Here is a 15,710-nt window from a genome sequence, read left to right as displayed (position 1 = left end):
GTCGCCCGAGTCGCCCAAGTCGCTCAGAGCGCCCGAGACGCTCAGGCGCCGCAGCGGGCGCGCTTCTGCTCGCGGGCGACGCCCTGGCGGACGCCGGTGCCGGCATTCGGGAACTTCCGGTCCAGCTCGGCCAGGGTCGCGCAGGCCTGCTCGCGGGCGCCGAGCGCGTTGAGCGTGACGCCGAGCTTCAGCATGGCGTCGGGGGCCTGGGCGGAGCGGGCGTAGTCGGTGGAGACCTTCAGGAACTGCTCGGCGGCCTCGCGGTTGCGGCCGCGGGCGAGGTAGCTCTCGCCGAGCCAGTAGGTCGCGCCGGCGACCCGGTTGTCGCGCGGGTGCGACTGGATGAACTGGCGCAGGCCCATCTCGGCCTGCTCGTACTGCTTGGCGCGGTACAGCTCGACCGCGGCGTCGAAATCGGCGGCCGGATCGCCGGTCCGGGTCGCCGCCACGCTCTCGGAGGGCCGCGCCGGGATCGCCCCGGTCCGGGCCGGCGGCCGCAGGTCCACGGGCTCGTCGTAGCCGGAGCTCCCGGCCTCCGCGTCGTCCTCGCCGGACTCGTTGAGCGCGCCCTGGGGCAGGCGCTGCGGCCGGGGCGCCGCCTCGGCGGCCTCCTCAGCCTCGCGGGGCGGCAGCGGCGCCGAGGGCTGCGTGCTGCCGAGCTGCACCGGGGCGCCCGGGGCGCCGGGGGCCTGCGACGGGTCGAAGGCGTCGCCGCGCTTCCCGGGGCGGCCGGCGCCCGGATTGCCGCCGTTGACGGGCCCCGACGGCGCGGGCGCGGCCGCGGGTTTGCCGCCCTTGCCCTCGTTCAGGCGGTACTCGACGTCCTCCTGGAACTTGCGCAGCTGCTCCTTGAGCTGGCGGTTCTCGTACTGGAGGGTCTCGATCTGTCCCGCCATCATCCGGGACTGGTTCTCGATGCGGCCGAGGCGCACCACCAGTTCCGAGGCGTCCTGCGCGGCGGCCGGGTGGCCGAGGAGCGCGGCACCGAGGGCGGTGGCGAGGGCGAGGCGGGTGCGAAGGTGGGCGGGCATGGTTCGGCTGCGGTCCGGTGTCGGCGCGAGGCCCTAACAGATGCGCCGCACCGCGGCAAAACTGCGGCGCGGAGGCGGCCGCATGCCGCCTCCGGACTCGTTCGCGCGGCGGCCTACGCGCCGGCGCCGCGGTCGAGGACGATCACCGCGCGGCGGTTCTGCGACCAGCAGGAGATGTCGTTGCACACCGCCACCGGCCGCTCCTTGCCGTACGACACAGTCCGCATCCGGCTCGCCGCGATGCCGCGGGTGGCGAGGTAGTCGTTCACCGCCTGGGCCCGGCGGGCGCCGAGGGAGAAGTTGTACTCGCGGGTGCCGCGCTCGTCGGCGTGGCCCTCGATGATGAAGGTGTAGCGCGGGTAGCGCTGCAGCCACGCGGCCTGCTTGTCGAGGGTCGCGGTCGCGGTCGGCGTCAGGTCGGTGGAGTCCGACTCGAAGAAGACCCGGTCGCCGATATTGACGACGAAGTCCTGCGCGCTGCCCGGGGTGGCGGCGCCCGCCCCGAACGCGGAGGCGTCGGCGAGGTCCTTGTCGTTGCTGCAGGCGCCCAGGCCGAGGGCGGCCACGAGTGCGAGGCCGAGGGCGGCGGCGCGGAAACGCTGGGGCATGGTCTGAAAAACTCCTCGAGCGGTGCCGAAGGCCGGCTGCTGGTCTTCGAGGCGGGTCCGCGTAATCCTGGCGCCGTTGGTAGGCGGGGTTGGTTAAGCGACGGTTCCGCCGGGCGGCGCGGGGGCGTGGTGACGGTCCGCACCGATCGACGGCGTGCGCTGACGCACCCGGACGCGCCCGGAATGCGGCGGCGGCGGGGCGGCGGGCCGCGACGCGCCATTTCGGCCGCCCCGGTTGCGGCGCTGCAACAGGCGCCGGGCCTCCGCCGGTAACGGTCGCGGGCCGGGCTTTAAGAGATCCTCAACCCTATCGGTCCCTAATCGGCGGGCCGAACACCGGACCTCCCGCATGCGCCCCGCCCAGAGCGTCCTCATCGTCGAGGACAGCTACCTGCTCCTCGAGATCGTCGCGAGCCTGTGCGAGACGCACGGCATCCGGGTGGTCGAAGCCTCCACGGGCGAGGCCGCGCTGACCGTCCTGCGCGACCGGGGCGCGGCGATCGACTGGCTGTTCACCGACATCCACCTGCCCGGGCTGATCGACGGCTGGACGGTGGCCCACGCCTTCCGGGCGATCCACCCGGACCGGCCGGTGGTCTACACCTCGACCGACACGCACGGCCGCAGCGGCGTGCCGGGCAGCCTGTTCCTGCGCAAGCCCTTCCAGATGCAGGAGGTCAACCGCCTGGTCCGGATGATGGTCGAGGGCCTCGGCGAGGCCGGCGCCGACAGCCGGCTCTGCGCGGCGGGCTGAGCGGCGCCGCGGGTCCGCGGCCGCCTCAGCCCGCCCGGAACAGCGCGACGATCTCGGGCGCGGCGAGCCACGCCTCGACCCGCGGGCAGGCGAGATCCCCGGGGGGCATCGCGTCGTAGAGGGCGTAGCTCGCCGCGACGAAGCCCGGCAGGTCGTAGAGCACCGGGAAGTCGTCGCCCCGCGGCTTGGTCTTGAACAGGTACGAGCCGGTCAGGCCGAAATGCTCGGCGATGGGCGGGTAGATCGGCCAGACCACGTCCTGGGCGAGCTCGTCGCCGAGGTAATCCTCGATCTCCACGGGCTCGGGCGCGAGCCCGTTCTCCCGCAGCAGCCGCCGCGCGATGTCGCCGAGGACGTGGACCTTGGGATGGTTCATCAGGTGCATGAAGGCGCCGCGGCGCGCCCAGCGGGTCACCTCGCGCTCCAGGCCGAAGCCCAGGGCGTCGGCCGCGCCGACGAGCTCGCGCACGGCCGGGTCCCAGTGGTCGAGGTAGCCCAGGCGGGCGAACACGTCCTCGCGGAACAGGCCGACGGTCCGGCCGGCATCGAGGCCGAGCCGGTGGGCGGTGACGACGATCGCCGAGTGGTACTGGCCCAGCGGCGACGGCGTCAGCTTCAGCGCGGCGAGGTCCGAGGCCTGCCCGACATAGACCATGTCCGGGTGGAAGGCCGAGAACACGATCGACGGGAACAGCTTGAGCCGCGGGTCGGCCGCGCGCACAGTGGCGGCGTCGCCGCCGGGGATCAGCCCGGCCGGGAAGGCCTGCGAGAAGACGTGGTCGTGGGCGCGCAGGGTCCGGATCAAGCCGTCGACATGGCCGTGGTCTCGCTTCAGCGAGCCCATGGGCAGGTAACGGACCGGGCTCTTCGGCGCGAGCAGGCGCATGGCCCGGGCGATGCCCCGGGCCTGGCAATTGCCCAGCACCGCGATGCTCGGCCCGTCACGGGTCGTGGCGGTGCGGGCGCGGTTCCGCCATGGTGTCGCCCAGGTGGGGGCCCAACGGGTAGGCGTCCAATCGGTCGCCGAGCGGGTGAACGCGCTGCGGGCGCGCCGGGGCAGGTCGTTCAGGGCCACGTCGCGTGCCGGTGTCAGCGGACGGAACAGCGCCCCCGAGGGCCTGCCGCCGTCGTGAAGAAGAGGGTTCGAAGATGGCGTTGAATCCGTATACGGGTCTACCGGCCGAGCGATTCTGGCGCAAGGTCGTCACCAACGTGCCGCCCTTCGCGGTCAATCCGCACCCGAAGGACACGTTCGTGATCGGGCCGACCGACAAGGTCGCCACCGGCGGCTCGTGCTTCGCCCAGCGGGTGGCCGAGGCGGTGCGCGGCGCCGGGTTCAACTACTACCTGACCGAGCCGCCGACCCCCGGCATGAGCGCCGAGGAGGCCAATGCCCGCCAGTTCGGCACGTTCTCGGCGCGCTACGGCAACCTCTACTACACGCGCCAGTTCGTGCAGCTGTTCGACCGGGCCTACGGCACGTTCGAGCCGGAGCTGAAGGCGTGGCTGCGCGACGACGGCCGCTACGTCGACCCGTTCCGCCCGACCGTCGAGCCGGCGGGCTTCGCCAGCGAGGCCGAGGTGGTCGCGGCGCGCGACGCGCACCTCGCCGAGGTGCGCCGCCTGTTCGAGACGCTCGACGTGTTCGTGCTGACGCTCGGCCTCACCGAGGGCTGGCGCTGGCGGGCCGACGGCGCGGCGCTACCGCTCGCCCCCGGCGTCGCGGGCGGCACGTTCGACCCCGCGCTCTACGAGTGCGTGAATGCCGGCGCGGGCGAGGTGCTCGGTGACCTCAACGGCTTCCTCGACCGGCTCTGGAGCGTGAACCCGAAGGCGCGGGTGATCTTCACGGTCTCGCCGGTGCCCATGATCGCCACCTACATGGACCGGCACGTGATGGAGTCGAACAGCTACTCCAAGTCGGTGCTGCGGGTGGCGGCCGGCGAGGTGGTCGGCCGCGGCGACCCGCGGGCGGTCTACTTCCCCGCCTACGACATCGTCACGAGCAACGTGAATGCCGGGCGCTACTACAACGAGGACCAGCGCACCATCAACGACGCGGGCGTGCGCCACGTCATGCGCCTGTTCCTGGCGACCTTCGCCCGCGACCGGGTCTCGCCAGCGCCGACCCACGCCCCCGTCGACCTCGCGGCCGAGTTCGAGGGCAATGCCGGCGTGATCTGCGACGAGGAGGAGATCGAGCGCAGCGTGGCGTGACGGGGGGCCGAGATCGTCACCGGAGCGGCCGCGGCCATCGGGCGGCCTGCATCGTCTTCACGAGCGTAGCGAAGTGACCCAGGGCGACGCGACATCGACAGTCGTGGCGCTGCCTGGATTGCTTCGCTCCGCTCGCAAAGACGGCAGCGCTCCGAAGATCCCGCCGGGCAACCGCTCGAGCCCTTCGCGACCGTCCCGGCGGCCGGGGCGATCCCGCGTTTGCCTCCAGCCCGGCCTTTCGGGCAAGCTCGGCCGCCCGGGCGCTCGCGCCTATCGGAGACGAATCCCTTGAGCCTGCCCCCGCCCCGCCGCGCCGACCACGACATCGATCCGGTCTTCGTGAAGCGGCACTCGCCCCGCGCCTTCACGGGCGAGGCCGTGCCCGAATCCGAGCTGATGCGGATGATCGAGGCGGCGCGCTGGTCGCCCTCCGCCTACAACTCGCAGCCCTGGCGCTTCCTCTACGCGCTCCGGGGCGACGCCCACTGGGACACGTTCTTCGACTTGCTGGTGCCCGGCAATCAGAAATGGGTGTCCGGCACCGGCGCGATCCTGTTCCTCGTCTCGAACGGACTCATGAAGGTCGGCGACGAGCTGAAGCCCTCCTACAGCCACTCCTTCGACGCCGGCACCGCCTCGCTGGCCTTCCAGCTCCAGGCGATCCACCAGGGCTGGCACGCCCACGGCATGGTCGGGTTCGACCACGTCCGCGCGCCCGCGGTGCTGCGTCTGCCCGAGAACCACCGGATCGAGGCCGCCTTCGCGGTCGGCCGCAAGACGCCCGAGGCGGACCTCACCGAGGAGCAGCGGCCCCGCGAGACCCCGAACGGCCGCCGGCCGATCACCGACTTCACCATCGCGGGACCGTTCCCGCAGGCCGCCGGCTGAGACGGGCCGGAACCCGCTCGGACGGCCGGGGATTGGCTCCGCATCGCGACGCCGTCGCAGGTCCGTGGGCGCAGGCCCACGGGCTCGACCCGGGCCGGCAGGGGGCCACCGCCCCGCGCCTCCTGTCCGCCCTCCGACGCTTCGGGAGCTGGCTCATGGATCCGTCCGACACCGCCGCGTCCGACCCGTTCCGGGATGACGGGCCGTTCGACCCCGTCCCCGGGCTGCAGACCGTCGCCGACCGCCACGGGGTCAGCCCGGACGCGGTGCGCCACCTGGTCCGGGCCCTCGAGCGTGGCCACGGCACGATGGCGCAGTTCGACCATCCCGATCTCGGCGGGATGGGGCAGTGGTTTTCCGGCGGGATGGTGATGGTCGGCCGGATGTTCGACGACGCGCTGAAGGCGCGGGTCGACGCGCTCTGCACCGAGCTGGCCGGGGCGCTCCCCGCGGGGGGCTTCTCGGAGGCCGCGCCCGCGGCGCGGCGCGGCGGCGGCGAGTGGTGGCCGGCCGGCCTCGGGGATCCGGCCAGCACCGGCGCGCAGGACGGGCTGCGCTACGCCTATTTCCCGGACAGCCGGCGGCTCGCCGTCGACGCGGGGTCCGGGGTCGCGCTGTACGATACCGGCGAGCACCGCATCACCGGAGTTTCCCAGGCGAACGGCAGCCTCGGCTTCACGGGACCGTCCGGGGCCGTCGCCCTCGACCGCCTGCGTCGGATCGAGGCGGAGGTCGCGGCGCCGCGCCAAGCGGACCCGGGCCGAGCGGACCCGGCCGAGATCCCGGCGAAGGCCGCCCCCGCCGCTTCGCCGGCCGCTGCGGCTGCCCCTTCGGCGGCCCCGGACCGGTCGTCTCCGGACGCGATCCTCGCGACCATCGAGCGGCTGGCCGACCTTCACGCGCGCGGCGTGCTCACCGAGGCGGAGTTCGCGACCAAGAAGACGGAGCTGCTGGCCCGGCTGTGAGGGGCGCCCGGTCGCCGTACCCGCCGGCCCCGTCCCGAAGCGCGGAGGCCTCGCGGGATGCGGGCGCGGATCGGACCCTGCCGGGTCCGGACGGCCTCAGGCGATGCCGACGCGCAGCAGGTCGTGGACGTGCACGATGCCGACCGGCCGGCCGTCGGTGACGGCGAAGACCGCCGTGATCAGCCGGCGGTTCATCAGTTCCAGCGCGGCCTGGGCCAGCTTGTGCGGCTCCACGGTCACCGGGTCGCGGGTCATGACGGTCGAGACCGGCGTGTCGAGGAGCGCCGGACCCATGTGGCGGCGCAGGTCGCCGTCCGTGACGATGCCGACGAGGCGGCCGGCCGCGTCCGTGACGCCGACGCAGCCGTAGCGCCGCGCCGCGATCTCGATCATCACCTCGGACATGAGGGCGGACTCGTGCACCAGCGGCATGTCCTGGGGGCCGTGCATCACCTGCTGCACGGTCCTGAGGCGGGCCGCGAGGGTGCCGCCCGGATGCAGGGTGTGGAAGCGCGCCGAGGTGAAGCCGCGCCGCTCCAGGAGCGCCACCGCCAGGGCGTCGCCCAGCGCCAGCTGGATCAGGCTGGAGGAGGTCGGCGCGAGGTCGTGCGGGCAGGATTCCCGCACGCGGGGCAGTTCCAGCAGCACGTCGGCGGCCTTGCCCAGGGTGCTCTCGCCGTTGCGGGTGATCGCCACCAGAGGGATCGAGAACCGGCGGCTGAAGCCGACCAGGTCGGACAGTTCCGCGGTCTCCCCCGACCACGACAGCGCGATGATGACGTCGTCCCGGGCGATCATCCCGAGGTCGCCGTGGCTCGCCTCGGTCGGGTGGACGAAGAAGGCGTGCGTGCCAGTGGAGGCCAGCGTCGCGGCGATCTTGCGCCCGACATGCCCGCTCTTGCCGATGCCGCTGACGATGACGCGGCCCTTGCTCTGCAGGATGGTCTGCACCGCCTCCTCGAAGGCCGCGCCGAGCCGGCCCTGGAAGGCGGCGCTCGCCTCCTGCAGGGCCGCGATGCCGAGTTGGAGGCTGCGGATCCCGAGGTCGCGGGTGGTGGCGAGATGCGCCGACGGCGCGTCGTAGCGGTCGTCGCGCAGGGCGCTGGAGGCGGGAGCGTTCATCGTGTCCGTTCTTGACCCGTCGACCGGATCCGGCACCGGGGGCCGGAATCGGGGAGCGGCGCAGCGAGGCGTCTCCGGCGACGCTAGGCAGCCGTCGTGGTTGAAATGTGACGCGGGGACGACGCAGCGCCGCACGCCGGTTGAAGGCGCGGCCGCCGGGGTCCATGCTCCCGGCACGCCATCCCGCGCGCCGTCCCGCGCCGCGGGCCCCAGGAGGGCAAGAGCCCCATGACCATCCGCTTCCCCGACCCCGATCCCGCGATCCTCGCCCGCCGCGAGGCGATCCTAGCCGGCCTCGCGCCCCTGGTCGCGCCGGAGGCGCTGGTGGTCAGCGAGGACGAGCGCCGGGCCTTCGAGACCGACGGGCTCACCGCCTACCGGCAGATGCCGCTCGCCGTGGTGCTGCCCTCCACCACCGCGGAGGTCGCCGCCGTGATGGCCTACTGCCACGCCAACGGCGTGCGGGTCGTGCCCCGGGGCGCCGGCACCTCGCTCGCGGGCGGCGCCATCGCGCAGGCCGACGCGATCATCCTCGGCGTCGGCAAGATGACCCAGGTCCTCGACATGGACTTCGCCAACCGCACGGCCCGGGTGCAGAGCGGCATCACCAACCTGGCGATCTCCGGGGCGGTCAGCCACGAGGGCTTCTTCTACGCTCCCGACCCGTCGAGCCAGCTCGCCTGCACGATCGCCGGAAACATCGCGATGAATTCGGGCGGCGCGCACTGCCTGAAATACGGCGTGACCACCAACAACCTGCTCGGCGTCACCCTGGTGCTCAATGACGGCACCGTGGTGGAGATCGGCGGCCAGCACCTCGACAGCGGCGGCTACGACCTGCTCGGCCTCGTCTGCGGCTCGGAGGGGCAGCTCGGCATCGTCACCGAGGCGACCGTGCGGATCCTGCGCGCCGCCGAGGGCGCGCGCCCGGTGCTGGTCGGCTTCTCGAAGGTCGAGGATGCGGGCGACTGCGTCGCGGCGATCATCGCGGCCGGGATCATCCCGGTGGCGATCGAGTACATGGACCGCGAGGCGATCCTCATCACCGAGGACTTCGCCCAGGCCGGCTACCCGCGCGACGCCGAGGCGATGCTGATCATCGAGGTCGAGGGCTCGGACGCCGAGTGCGACGCGATGCTGGCCCGGATCGAGACGATCGCCCGGGATTTCCGCCCGACCAGCCTGCGCGTCTCGCGCTCGGAGGCGGAATCGGCCGCGATCTGGAAGGGCCGCAAGTCGGCCTTCGGCGCCACCGGCCGGATCTCCGACTACATCTGCATGGACGGGACGATCCCCACCGGCCAGCTCGGGCCGGTGCTGGAGCGGATCGGCGCCATCTGCGCCGAGAAGGGCCTGCGCGTCGCCAACGTGTTCCACGCGGGCGACGGCAACCTGCACCCGCTGATCCTGTTCGACATCAACACGCCCGGCGAATTGCAGAAGGCCGAGGCCGCGGGCGACGAGATCCTGAAGCTCTGCGTCGAGGTCGGCGGCTGCCTCACCGGCGAGCACGGGGTCGGCATCGAGAAGCGTGAGTTGATGCGCTTCCAGTACGACCAGGTCGATCTCGAGCAGCAGATGCGGGTCAAGGCGGTGTTCGATCCGGACTGGATGCTGAACCCCGCCAAGGTGTTCCCGCTGGACGGGCGCCTCGCGGCCTGAGCCGCGCCGCGCGCGGGGTCCGGCCGAGAGCTTGGCCGAGAGCCCGGCCAAGAGGTCTGGCGAACAAGTCCGGACCGGTGCGGGTGCGATCGTCTCCGATCGCCCGCCCCCGTCCGGGCCTCGCGGCCGCGCTCAGGCGGCCTCGACCTTGCGGCTCGCCCGGGTCTTGCTCGCGGCGGTCTTGCGGCGACCGGAGGCAGGGGCGGAGGCGGGGGCGGCAGCCTCCTCCTCGGCGGCGGCCTTGTCGGACGCCGGGGACCGGCCCGGCTGGCCGAGGCCGAGGCTCTTGGCGAGCGCCGAGCGCTGCGCCGAGTAGTTCGCCGAAGTGGTCGGGTAATCGGCCGGCAGGCCGTAGCGCTCGCGGTAGGTCTGCGGATCGAGACCGTGCTTGGTCAGGTGACGCTTCAGCGTCTTGTACGACTTCCCGTCGATGAAGCTGACCAGCCCGTCGGGGCGGATCGACTTGCGGATCTGGGCGGGCGTCGGCCGCTCAACGCTCTCGGTCGCCGGAGCGACGGGGCCGGCCCCGATCGTGTTCAGCGCCTCGTGGATGCTCGCGATCAGGGCCGGCAATTCGGCCGAGGGCAGCGAGTTGTTGGAAACGTAGGCCGCGACGACGTCCACGGTCCGCTCGATGAAATCCAATTGCGATGTCGGCGCAGCTTCTGACATTCTCTCGTTCCTCGGCACAAATGCCTGATGGGATCCCCACTTTCGCGAGTTAAGTCAGCGTCCGAAAAATGCAAGCCGCGCCATACAATTATCTGTGATGAGACCGAAGTCTAACTCTGCATCACGCGGCGCGGCTTACAGGGTATGGTTGCATTGGCGCCACTTAATGGACACTTCTGAGAGGCTTTATCGGTGTCCGTTCGGCGAATGCTAGTCGCTTCCTCGAAGCGGGTTTTCGCAACCGGCAGAGACCTTTACCCCCGGGTCAGGGGCCGGCTCTAGACGGTCGTATACGATTGCCGCCCGGTCGTGCGGGCACAATGCGCAATCTTCGTACAGTTGTGCGGGCGCGGGGCGAGGCCCTGCGTCATTTTCGCAACCCGCGCGGCCTCAGGCGAAAGTCTTGCGCGGATCGAAGGCGTCCCGCACGGCCTCGCCGGCGAAGACGAGCAGGCTCAACATCACGGCGATGACCAGGAAACCGGTCAATCCGAGCCACGGCGCGGTCAGATTGTCCTTGCCCTGCGCGAGAAGCTCTCCGAGGGACGGCGAGCCCGGCGGCAGGCCGAAGCCGAGGAAGTCGAGCGAGGTCAGGGTGGTGATCGAGCCGTTCAGGATGAACGGCAGGAAGGTCAGCGTCGCCACCATGGCGTTCGGCAGCAGGTGGACCGTCATGATCCGGATATTCGACAGGCCCAGCGCCCGGGCGGCCCGGACATACTCGAAGTTCCGCGCCCGCAGGAACTCGGCGCGCACCACGCTCACCAGCGCGACCCAGGAGAACAGCAGCATGATCCCGAGCAGGACGAAGAAGCCCGGGGCGATGAAGGCCGAGATGATGATGATCAGGTAGAGGGTCGGGATGCCGCCCCAGACCTCGATGAAGCGCTGGAAGGCGAGATCGACCCAGCCGCCGAAATAGCCCTGCACGGCCCCCGCGACGACGCCGATCACCGACGAGACCGCGGCCAGGATCAGGCCGAACAGGACCGAGATGCGGAAGCCGTAGATCACCCGCGCCAGCACGTCCCGCGTGGTGTTGTCGGTGCCGAGCCAGTGCTGGGGAATGTCCGCGCAGGTCGAGCCGCCGAGCTTCTCGGCGACGGGCTTGCACTGCGCGTCCGTGAGCATCCAGGTCGGCGGCGACGGCGACGGCGTCGGCAGGTCCTCGTTGATCGTGTCGTACGCGTACGGGATCGGCGGCCACAGCGCCCAGCCGTTCGCCGCGATCTCCCGGCGGATCTCGGGGGAGCGGTAGTCGGTCGTGGCGAGGAAGCCGCCGAACTTCTCCTCCGGATAGTCGACCAGGACCGGGACCAGCCACTCGCCCTTGTAGGACATCACGATCGGGCGGTCGTTGGCGATGAACTCCGCGAACAGGCTGAGCACGAACAGGACCGTGAAGATCACGAACGACCCGTAGCCGAGCCGGTTGCGGCGGAAATTGTCGAGGCGGCGCCGGTTGAGCGGCGACAGCCGGACGCGCCGGCCTGCGGCCCCGGGCAGGACCGGCGGCGGCGCGCCCTCGTCCGGCCGCAGGACCAGCGGCTGGGCGCCGGGCATCGGCGCGGGCACGACCTCGCTGTCGCCGGGACGCGTGACCTCGTTCATCCGTGCTGTCTCCCGAGCCGCGTCGCGCGCGCGCCGGCCGCCCCGATATCCGGGCGGCCCCGCGACCGGTCGGCCGCGGGACGGAGGCCGGGAACGCTCAGCCGTCGAGCCGGGTCGCGGTGCCGTCGATCTCGGTGGGACGCAGGTTGCCGCTGCGCTCCAGCCAGCGGCGCAGCAGCCGGACGTTGCGGCGGTTGGCCTTGAAGGCGGCGTCGAACAGGTCGCCCGCCACCGGCACGGCGCCGATCAGCCCGTCGAAGGCCACGTTCAGGCCCATCCGGGCCACCAGCCAGCGCGGCGCCCCGAGGCGCTTCGCCTCGTAGACGATGAAGGACGAGATCACCATGCCGGCCAGGTCGCCGATCACCGGCACGAGGCCGATCAGCGCGTCGAACCCGACCCGCCGGTTGATGCCCGGGATGACGAAGGCGGTGTCCATCAGGTGGGCCAGCGTCTCCAGCCGGGCGAGGCTCGCCTCCCGGCCGAGATCCGCCGACAGGTAGGGGGGCCGGGTGCCGGCGCGGGTCTCGCCTCCGGGGAAGGTCTCGGCACGGGCGAAACGCCCGGCCTGGGCAGCCTGGGTGAAGTCCATGGTCGGGATCCGTCGGGAAGCCATCGTCCCCAACGATGTGGCCCCCCGCCCGGATCCCCGCAAGGACGGCGCCCGCTCGGCGCGCGCGGTCCCTCGTGATGCCCGTCATGCCGTCCCTCGAGCCGACCCTCATGTCCCGGCCCCCGGAAGCCCGCGCATGCGGTCGAGCGCCGCATCCAGGGTCGCGTCGTCCTTGGCGAAGCAGAGCCGGACGAGGCCGCGCACGGAGGCGTCCGGGTAGAAGGCGCTCACGGGGATCGCCGCGACGCCGTGACGGGTGACGAGGGCCTCGCAGAAGGCCACGTCGTCGGCGTGGCCGCGGGCGGCGATGTCGATGTTGAGGAACCACGTGGCCCGGGCCGGCAGCACGGTGAAGCCGAGGCCGCGCAGGCCGTCCGCGAGCCGGTCGCGGGACCGGGCGTAGCCGCCCCGCATCGCCTCGAACCACGGGGCCGGCTTGCCCAGCCCGTAGGCCACCGCCTCCTGGAGGTTCGGGGGCGTCGTGAAGGTCAGGAACTGGTGCGCCTTGGCGAGCCCGCGCATCAGCCGAGCATCGGCCATCACGAAGCCGACCTTCCAGCCGGTGAGGGAGAAGATCTTGCCGGCCGAGCCGATCTTGACGGTCCGCTCCCGCATCCCGGGCAGCGCCATCAGCGGCCGGTGGCGCGCGCCGTCGAACACCACGTGCTCCCAGACCTCGTCGCAGAGGGCGGTCACGTCGAAGCGCTGGCAGTAGCGGGCGAGCAGGTCGAGGTCCTCGGGCGCGAACAGGGTGGCGCTCGGGTTGAGGGGGTTGTTCAGCACCACGACCCGGGTCCGCGCCCCGAAAGCCTCCGCGAGCGCGGCCTCGTCGAGGCGGAAGTCCGGGGGCCGGAGCGCCACGATCCGCGGCACGCCGCCCGCCCGCCGGACCAGGGGTAGGTAGGCGTCGTACATGGGCGCGAACAGCACGACCTCGTCGCCGGGCTCGATCAGCGCCAGGAGCGCGCCGGCCAGGGCCTCGGTCGCCCCGGAGGTGACCATCACCTCGGTCTCCGGGTCGAGGACGAGGCCCTGGTGCTGCGCGTAATGGGCGGCGACCGCCTCGCGCAGGGCCGGCAGGCCCATCATCGGCGGATACTGGTTCCAGCCGTCCAGGAGCGCCCGCGCGCCCCGCTCGCGGACATCCGTCGGCCCGGCATCGTCCGGGAATCCCTGGCCGAGATTGATCGCACCGTGGACCCGCGCGAGACGCGACATGGTCTCGAACACGGTCGTGGGCAGCGCGTCGAAGACGGGGTTGATGACGGCGGACCTCATGCGGCGCGGCACGGGGTACGGCACGCGGCGCCGGGCATCGAGAAAGTCGGCATGGCGGGTCTCGGCATCGCCGGCCTGTAACATGGCCGTCGCGCGTTGCGGAATGTGCGCGGTCGCACAGACCCGGTCTCCGGCGCGCCGGGGCCGGCTGACGAATGTTGACAATCATCACCCGTCTCTTAGGTTCGGATCACGGCCGGAGCGGCGCACACGCCGACGGAGCTTCGCCCCCTCGCTCCGTCAGCGGGGCGCCGCTCCGGTCTCCAGAAGGGCCATCGACTTGCGGGTCGGTGGCCCTTTCGGCATGTCCGGACGCGGCCGCACCCGCTCACGCCCCGCTCGCTGGGTCGGCCACCGGATACGACGATGCGGCCCTCCTCACGCGCGTTCCTCGGCTGCCTGGTGCTGGCGCTGCTGGTCGGCGGCCTCGGACTCGGCCTGCGCCGCGCCGTGGCCGTCACCCCGGTCGATCCCGCGTTCCGGGCGGTGCTGCGCGCTTATGCGGTACCGGACGCGTCCGGCGGGCCCCAGCAACACGAGTGAAACGTCGCCGCCCTAGTGACGGCGCATTGGCCGGGCACCGGTGGAGGGCGCCGCGAGGTGCGCGAGCGGCGCGGCCGCGGGTGTCCATGACGCCGCGGTAAGGAGCCGTTCGGGGCCCGGACAGCTTTATGGGCTTACGCTCCCGTACACGGGATCGGAGCCGTCGGGTCCCGCGGGACCCGGCGGCTTCAGGACGGGCTTCCGGGACGCGGCGTTCCGGGGGCGGCATGGGGGCTTGGACAGCGAGGGATAGGGTGCCGCCGGTCGCGCAGACGACCGTCCTGTGCTCTAGTCAGGCATGAACGAGAGTTCACCGATCCGGACCGACACGGCCCGCGCCTACCAGCCCGGCGAGGCGCCCGCGCGCGAGGTCCGGACGCGGCGCTTCCGCCCGATCCGCTGGCTCGTGTTCCTGGTGCTGCTCGCCGGCGCCGGGGCGATCGGCCACCGCTGGTACGAGGCCCGCACCGGCAAGGGCGCCGAGCCGGCGACGGCGCATCACACCGGCGGCCACGGCGGCCGGCGCGGCGGGGCCGACATGCCGCAGGCGGTGGGCATCGCCAGCGCCACGACCGGCGACATGCCGGTGGTGCTTCAGGGCCTCGGCACCGTGACGCCGCTCGCCACCGTGACGGTGAAGTCGCAGATCAGCGGCTACCTCACGCAGGTGCAGTTCCGGGAGGGCCAGAACGTGAAGGCGGGCGACGAGCTCGCCCGGATCGATTCCCGCCCCTACGAGGCGCTGCTCGCGCAGTACCAGGGCCAGCTCGCCCGCGACCAGGCGCTGCTCCAGAACTCGAAGCTCGACCTGCAGCGCTACCAGACGCTGAACCGGCAGGACTCGATCTCGAAGCAGAACGTCGACACGCAGGCCGCCCTGGTGAAGCAGAACGAGGGCACGGTCGCGGCTGACCAGGCGCTCGTCGACCAGCAGAAGCTCAACATCGCCTACACGCACATCGTCTCGCCGGTGGACGGCCGCGTCGGCCTGCGCCAGGTCGACCAGGGCAACTACATCTCGGCCGCCTCCACGGCGATCGTGGTGGTGACCCAGCTCCACCCGATCTCGGTGGTGTTCACCCTGCCGGAGGACGACGTGTCGCGGGTGATGCGGCAGGTGCGGGCGGGCGCGAAGCTCACCGTGCGGGCCTACGACCGCGGCGACGCCCACGAGATCGCCACCGGCCGCCTCGACACGGTCGACAACCAGATCGACACGACCACCGGCACGGTGAAGCTGCGCGCGCTGTTCGACAATTCCGACGAGGAGCTGTTCCCGAACCAGTTCGTCAACGCCAAGCTGACCGTCGACACGGTGCGGGGCGCGACGCTGGTGCCGAATTCCAGCCTGCTCCAGGGCACGCCCGGCACCTACGTCTACCTGATGGACGGGGACAGCAAGGTCACGGTCCGGCCGATCAAGACCGGCGAGACTGACGGGACCCACACGGTGGTGGTCTCCGGGCTGAACCCGGGTGACCGCGTCGTCACGGACGGCACCGACCGGCTGAAGGACGGCGCGCCGGTGCGCATCACCGAGGGCGCGCCGGCGGCCGCCGGCGACGGCAAGGCCGCGGCGGCGAAGCCGGACGGCAAGGCTGACGGTAAGGGGGAGGTGAAGCCCGCCGCGCCCGCCGACGCGGCGGCGGATTCCCAAGGGACAGCGGAGGGCGGTCGTCGGCACCGGCGCCGTCAGGCGCAGTGAGGACGGCTCTGGCGCGACGCTTCCTCTCCCCCCTCCGCGGG

At 72.3% G+C, this 15,710-nt stretch carries 15 protein-coding genes; 7 read left to right on the top strand and 8 right to left on the bottom strand.

Features of this window, described 5'->3' with window-relative positions:
* Positions 1–41: 41 nt before the first annotated feature.
* Both ybgF and pal read right to left on the bottom strand, forming a co-directional pair.
* The gene (gene ybgF, locus BM314_RS16195) at positions 42–1,031 is read right to left on the bottom strand and encodes a tol-pal system protein YbgF (protein ID WP_091978978.1); all 990 of its coding nucleotides are present in this window, start codon (positions 1,029–1,031) and stop codon (positions 42–44) included.
* Positions 1,032–1,144: 113 nt separating this feature from the next.
* The gene (gene pal / locus BM314_RS16190; RefSeq protein ID WP_012321252.1) at positions 1,145–1,639 is read right to left on the bottom strand and encodes a peptidoglycan-associated lipoprotein Pal; all 495 of its coding nucleotides are present in this window, start codon (positions 1,637–1,639) and stop codon (positions 1,145–1,147) included.
* Positions 1,640–1,988: 349 nt separating this feature from the next.
* Here pal and BM314_RS16185 point away from each other — a divergent pair, with 349 nt between their 5' ends.
* Positions 1,989–2,393, top strand: a complete 405-nt coding sequence (locus tag BM314_RS16185; protein ID WP_091978976.1) for a response regulator — start codon at positions 1,989–1,991, stop codon at positions 2,391–2,393.
* Positions 2,394–2,418: 25 nt separating this feature from the next.
* Here BM314_RS16185 and BM314_RS16180 read toward each other — a convergent pair whose 3' ends face one another.
* Positions 2,419–3,468: a WcbI family polysaccharide biosynthesis putative acetyltransferase gene (locus tag BM314_RS16180; RefSeq protein WP_091978974.1), complete on the bottom strand. Its 1,050-nt coding sequence runs from the start codon at positions 3,466–3,468 to the stop codon at positions 2,419–2,421.
* A 74-nt stretch (positions 3,469–3,542) separates the two neighbouring features.
* Here BM314_RS16180 and BM314_RS16175 point away from each other — a divergent pair, with 74 nt between their 5' ends.
* The 3 genes from BM314_RS16175 to BM314_RS16165 all read left to right on the top strand — a co-directional run bounded on the left by BM314_RS16175 (position 3,543) and on the right by BM314_RS16165 (position 6,463).
* The gene (locus BM314_RS16175; protein WP_042675851.1) at positions 3,543–4,610 is read left to right on the top strand and encodes a GSCFA domain-containing protein; all 1,068 of its coding nucleotides are present in this window, start codon (positions 3,543–3,545) and stop codon (positions 4,608–4,610) included.
* A gap of 288 nt (positions 4,611–4,898) precedes the next feature.
* The gene (locus BM314_RS16170; protein ID WP_020094016.1) at positions 4,899–5,498 is read left to right on the top strand and encodes a nitroreductase family protein; all 600 of its coding nucleotides are present in this window, start codon (positions 4,899–4,901) and stop codon (positions 5,496–5,498) included.
* 155 nt (positions 5,499–5,653) lie between these two features.
* Positions 5,654–6,463, top strand: coding sequence for an SHOCT domain-containing protein (locus tag BM314_RS16165; RefSeq protein WP_170868129.1), 810 nt, complete (start codon positions 5,654–5,656; stop codon positions 6,461–6,463).
* Between the two features lie 96 nt (positions 6,464–6,559).
* On the opposite strand, the gene BM314_RS16160 is transcribed toward BM314_RS16165, so the two are convergent.
* On the bottom strand, positions 6,560–7,585 hold the full coding sequence (locus BM314_RS16160) for a KpsF/GutQ family sugar-phosphate isomerase (RefSeq protein WP_049961997.1): 1,026 nt from the start codon (positions 7,583–7,585) through the stop codon (positions 6,560–6,562).
* Positions 7,586–7,813: 228 nt separating this feature from the next.
* On the opposite strand from BM314_RS16160, the gene BM314_RS16155 reads away from it, so the two are divergent.
* Entirely contained in the window at positions 7,814–9,247 is a 1,434-nt protein-coding gene (locus tag BM314_RS16155; RefSeq protein WP_020094019.1) for an FAD-linked oxidase C-terminal domain-containing protein, read from the top strand.
* A gap of 132 nt (positions 9,248–9,379) precedes the next feature.
* Here BM314_RS16155 and BM314_RS16150 read toward each other — a convergent pair whose 3' ends face one another.
* The 4 genes from BM314_RS16150 to BM314_RS16135 form a co-directional block, all read right to left on the bottom strand.
* The gene (locus BM314_RS16150) at positions 9,380–9,919 is read right to left on the bottom strand and encodes a Ros/MucR family transcriptional regulator (protein ID WP_091680971.1); all 540 of its coding nucleotides are present in this window, start codon (positions 9,917–9,919) and stop codon (positions 9,380–9,382) included.
* Between the two features lie 390 nt (positions 9,920–10,309).
* Positions 10,310–11,530 (bottom strand): ABC transporter permease, encoded by a 1,221-nt coding sequence (locus BM314_RS16145; protein ID WP_091680970.1) that lies wholly within the window; start codon positions 11,528–11,530, stop codon positions 10,310–10,312.
* A gap of 97 nt (positions 11,531–11,627) precedes the next feature.
* On the bottom strand, positions 11,628–12,122 hold the full coding sequence (locus BM314_RS16140) for a DUF4112 domain-containing protein (protein WP_020094022.1): 495 nt from the start codon (positions 12,120–12,122) through the stop codon (positions 11,628–11,630).
* Between the two features lie 129 nt (positions 12,123–12,251).
* Complete coding sequence (locus tag BM314_RS16135) at positions 12,252–13,421, bottom strand: aminotransferase (RefSeq protein WP_170868128.1); 1,170 nt, start codon at positions 13,419–13,421, stop codon at positions 12,252–12,254.
* Between the two features lie 366 nt (positions 13,422–13,787).
* Between BM314_RS16135 and BM314_RS30625 the strand changes: the two genes are divergently transcribed.
* On the top strand, positions 13,788–13,964 hold the full coding sequence (locus tag BM314_RS30625; protein ID WP_165923183.1) for a hypothetical protein: 177 nt from the start codon (positions 13,788–13,790) through the stop codon (positions 13,962–13,964).
* 298 nt (positions 13,965–14,262) lie between these two features.
* Positions 14,263–15,669 carry an MdtA/MuxA family multidrug efflux RND transporter periplasmic adaptor subunit gene (locus tag BM314_RS16130; protein WP_091926969.1) on the top strand — a complete coding sequence of 469 codons (1,407 nt, stop codon included), beginning with the start codon at positions 14,263–14,265 and terminating at the stop codon, positions 15,667–15,669.
* Positions 15,670–15,710 lie beyond the last annotated feature (41 nt).

Origin of the sequence: Methylobacterium sp. 13MFTsu3.1M2 (assembly GCF_900112625.1) — a bacterium.
Lineage (GTDB): Bacteria > Pseudomonadota > Alphaproteobacteria > Rhizobiales > Beijerinckiaceae > Methylobacterium.
Note: the sequence above shows the minus strand (reverse complement) of the source record. Positions and strands in the feature narration are given on the sequence as shown.

Coding starts and splice junctions, on each gene's coding strand:
- BM314_RS16145 (WP_091680970.1), bottom strand. CDS start 11,530: ATGAACGAGGTCACGCGTCCCGGCGACAGCGAGGTCGTGCCCGCGCCG.
- BM314_RS16160 (WP_049961997.1), bottom strand. CDS start 7,585: ATGAACGCTCCCGCCTCCAGCGCCCTGCGCGACGACCGCTACGACGCG.
- BM314_RS16185 (WP_091978976.1), top strand. CDS start 1,989: ATGCGCCCCGCCCAGAGCGTCCTCATCGTCGAGGACAGCTACCTGCTC.
- BM314_RS30625 (WP_165923183.1), top strand. CDS start 13,788: ATGCGGCCCTCCTCACGCGCGTTCCTCGGCTGCCTGGTGCTGGCGCTG.
- ybgF (WP_091978978.1), bottom strand. CDS start 1,031: ATGCCCGCCCACCTTCGCACCCGCCTCGCCCTCGCCACCGCCCTCGGT.
- pal (WP_012321252.1), bottom strand. CDS start 1,639: ATGCCCCAGCGTTTCCGCGCCGCCGCCCTCGGCCTCGCACTCGTGGCC.
- BM314_RS16150 (WP_091680971.1), bottom strand. CDS start 9,919: ATGTCAGAAGCTGCGCCGACATCGCAATTGGATTTCATCGAGCGGACC.
- BM314_RS16175 (WP_042675851.1), top strand. CDS start 3,543: ATGGCGTTGAATCCGTATACGGGTCTACCGGCCGAGCGATTCTGGCGC.
- BM314_RS16165 (WP_170868129.1), top strand. CDS start 5,654: ATGGATCCGTCCGACACCGCCGCGTCCGACCCGTTCCGGGATGACGGG.
- BM314_RS16135 (WP_170868128.1), bottom strand. CDS start 13,421: ATGAGGTCCGCCGTCATCAACCCCGTCTTCGACGCGCTGCCCACGACC.
- BM314_RS16155 (WP_020094019.1), top strand. CDS start 7,814: ATGACCATCCGCTTCCCCGACCCCGATCCCGCGATCCTCGCCCGCCGC.
- BM314_RS16130 (WP_091926969.1), top strand. CDS start 14,263: ATGAACGAGAGTTCACCGATCCGGACCGACACGGCCCGCGCCTACCAG.
- BM314_RS16140 (WP_020094022.1), bottom strand. CDS start 12,122: ATGGACTTCACCCAGGCTGCCCAGGCCGGGCGTTTCGCCCGTGCCGAG.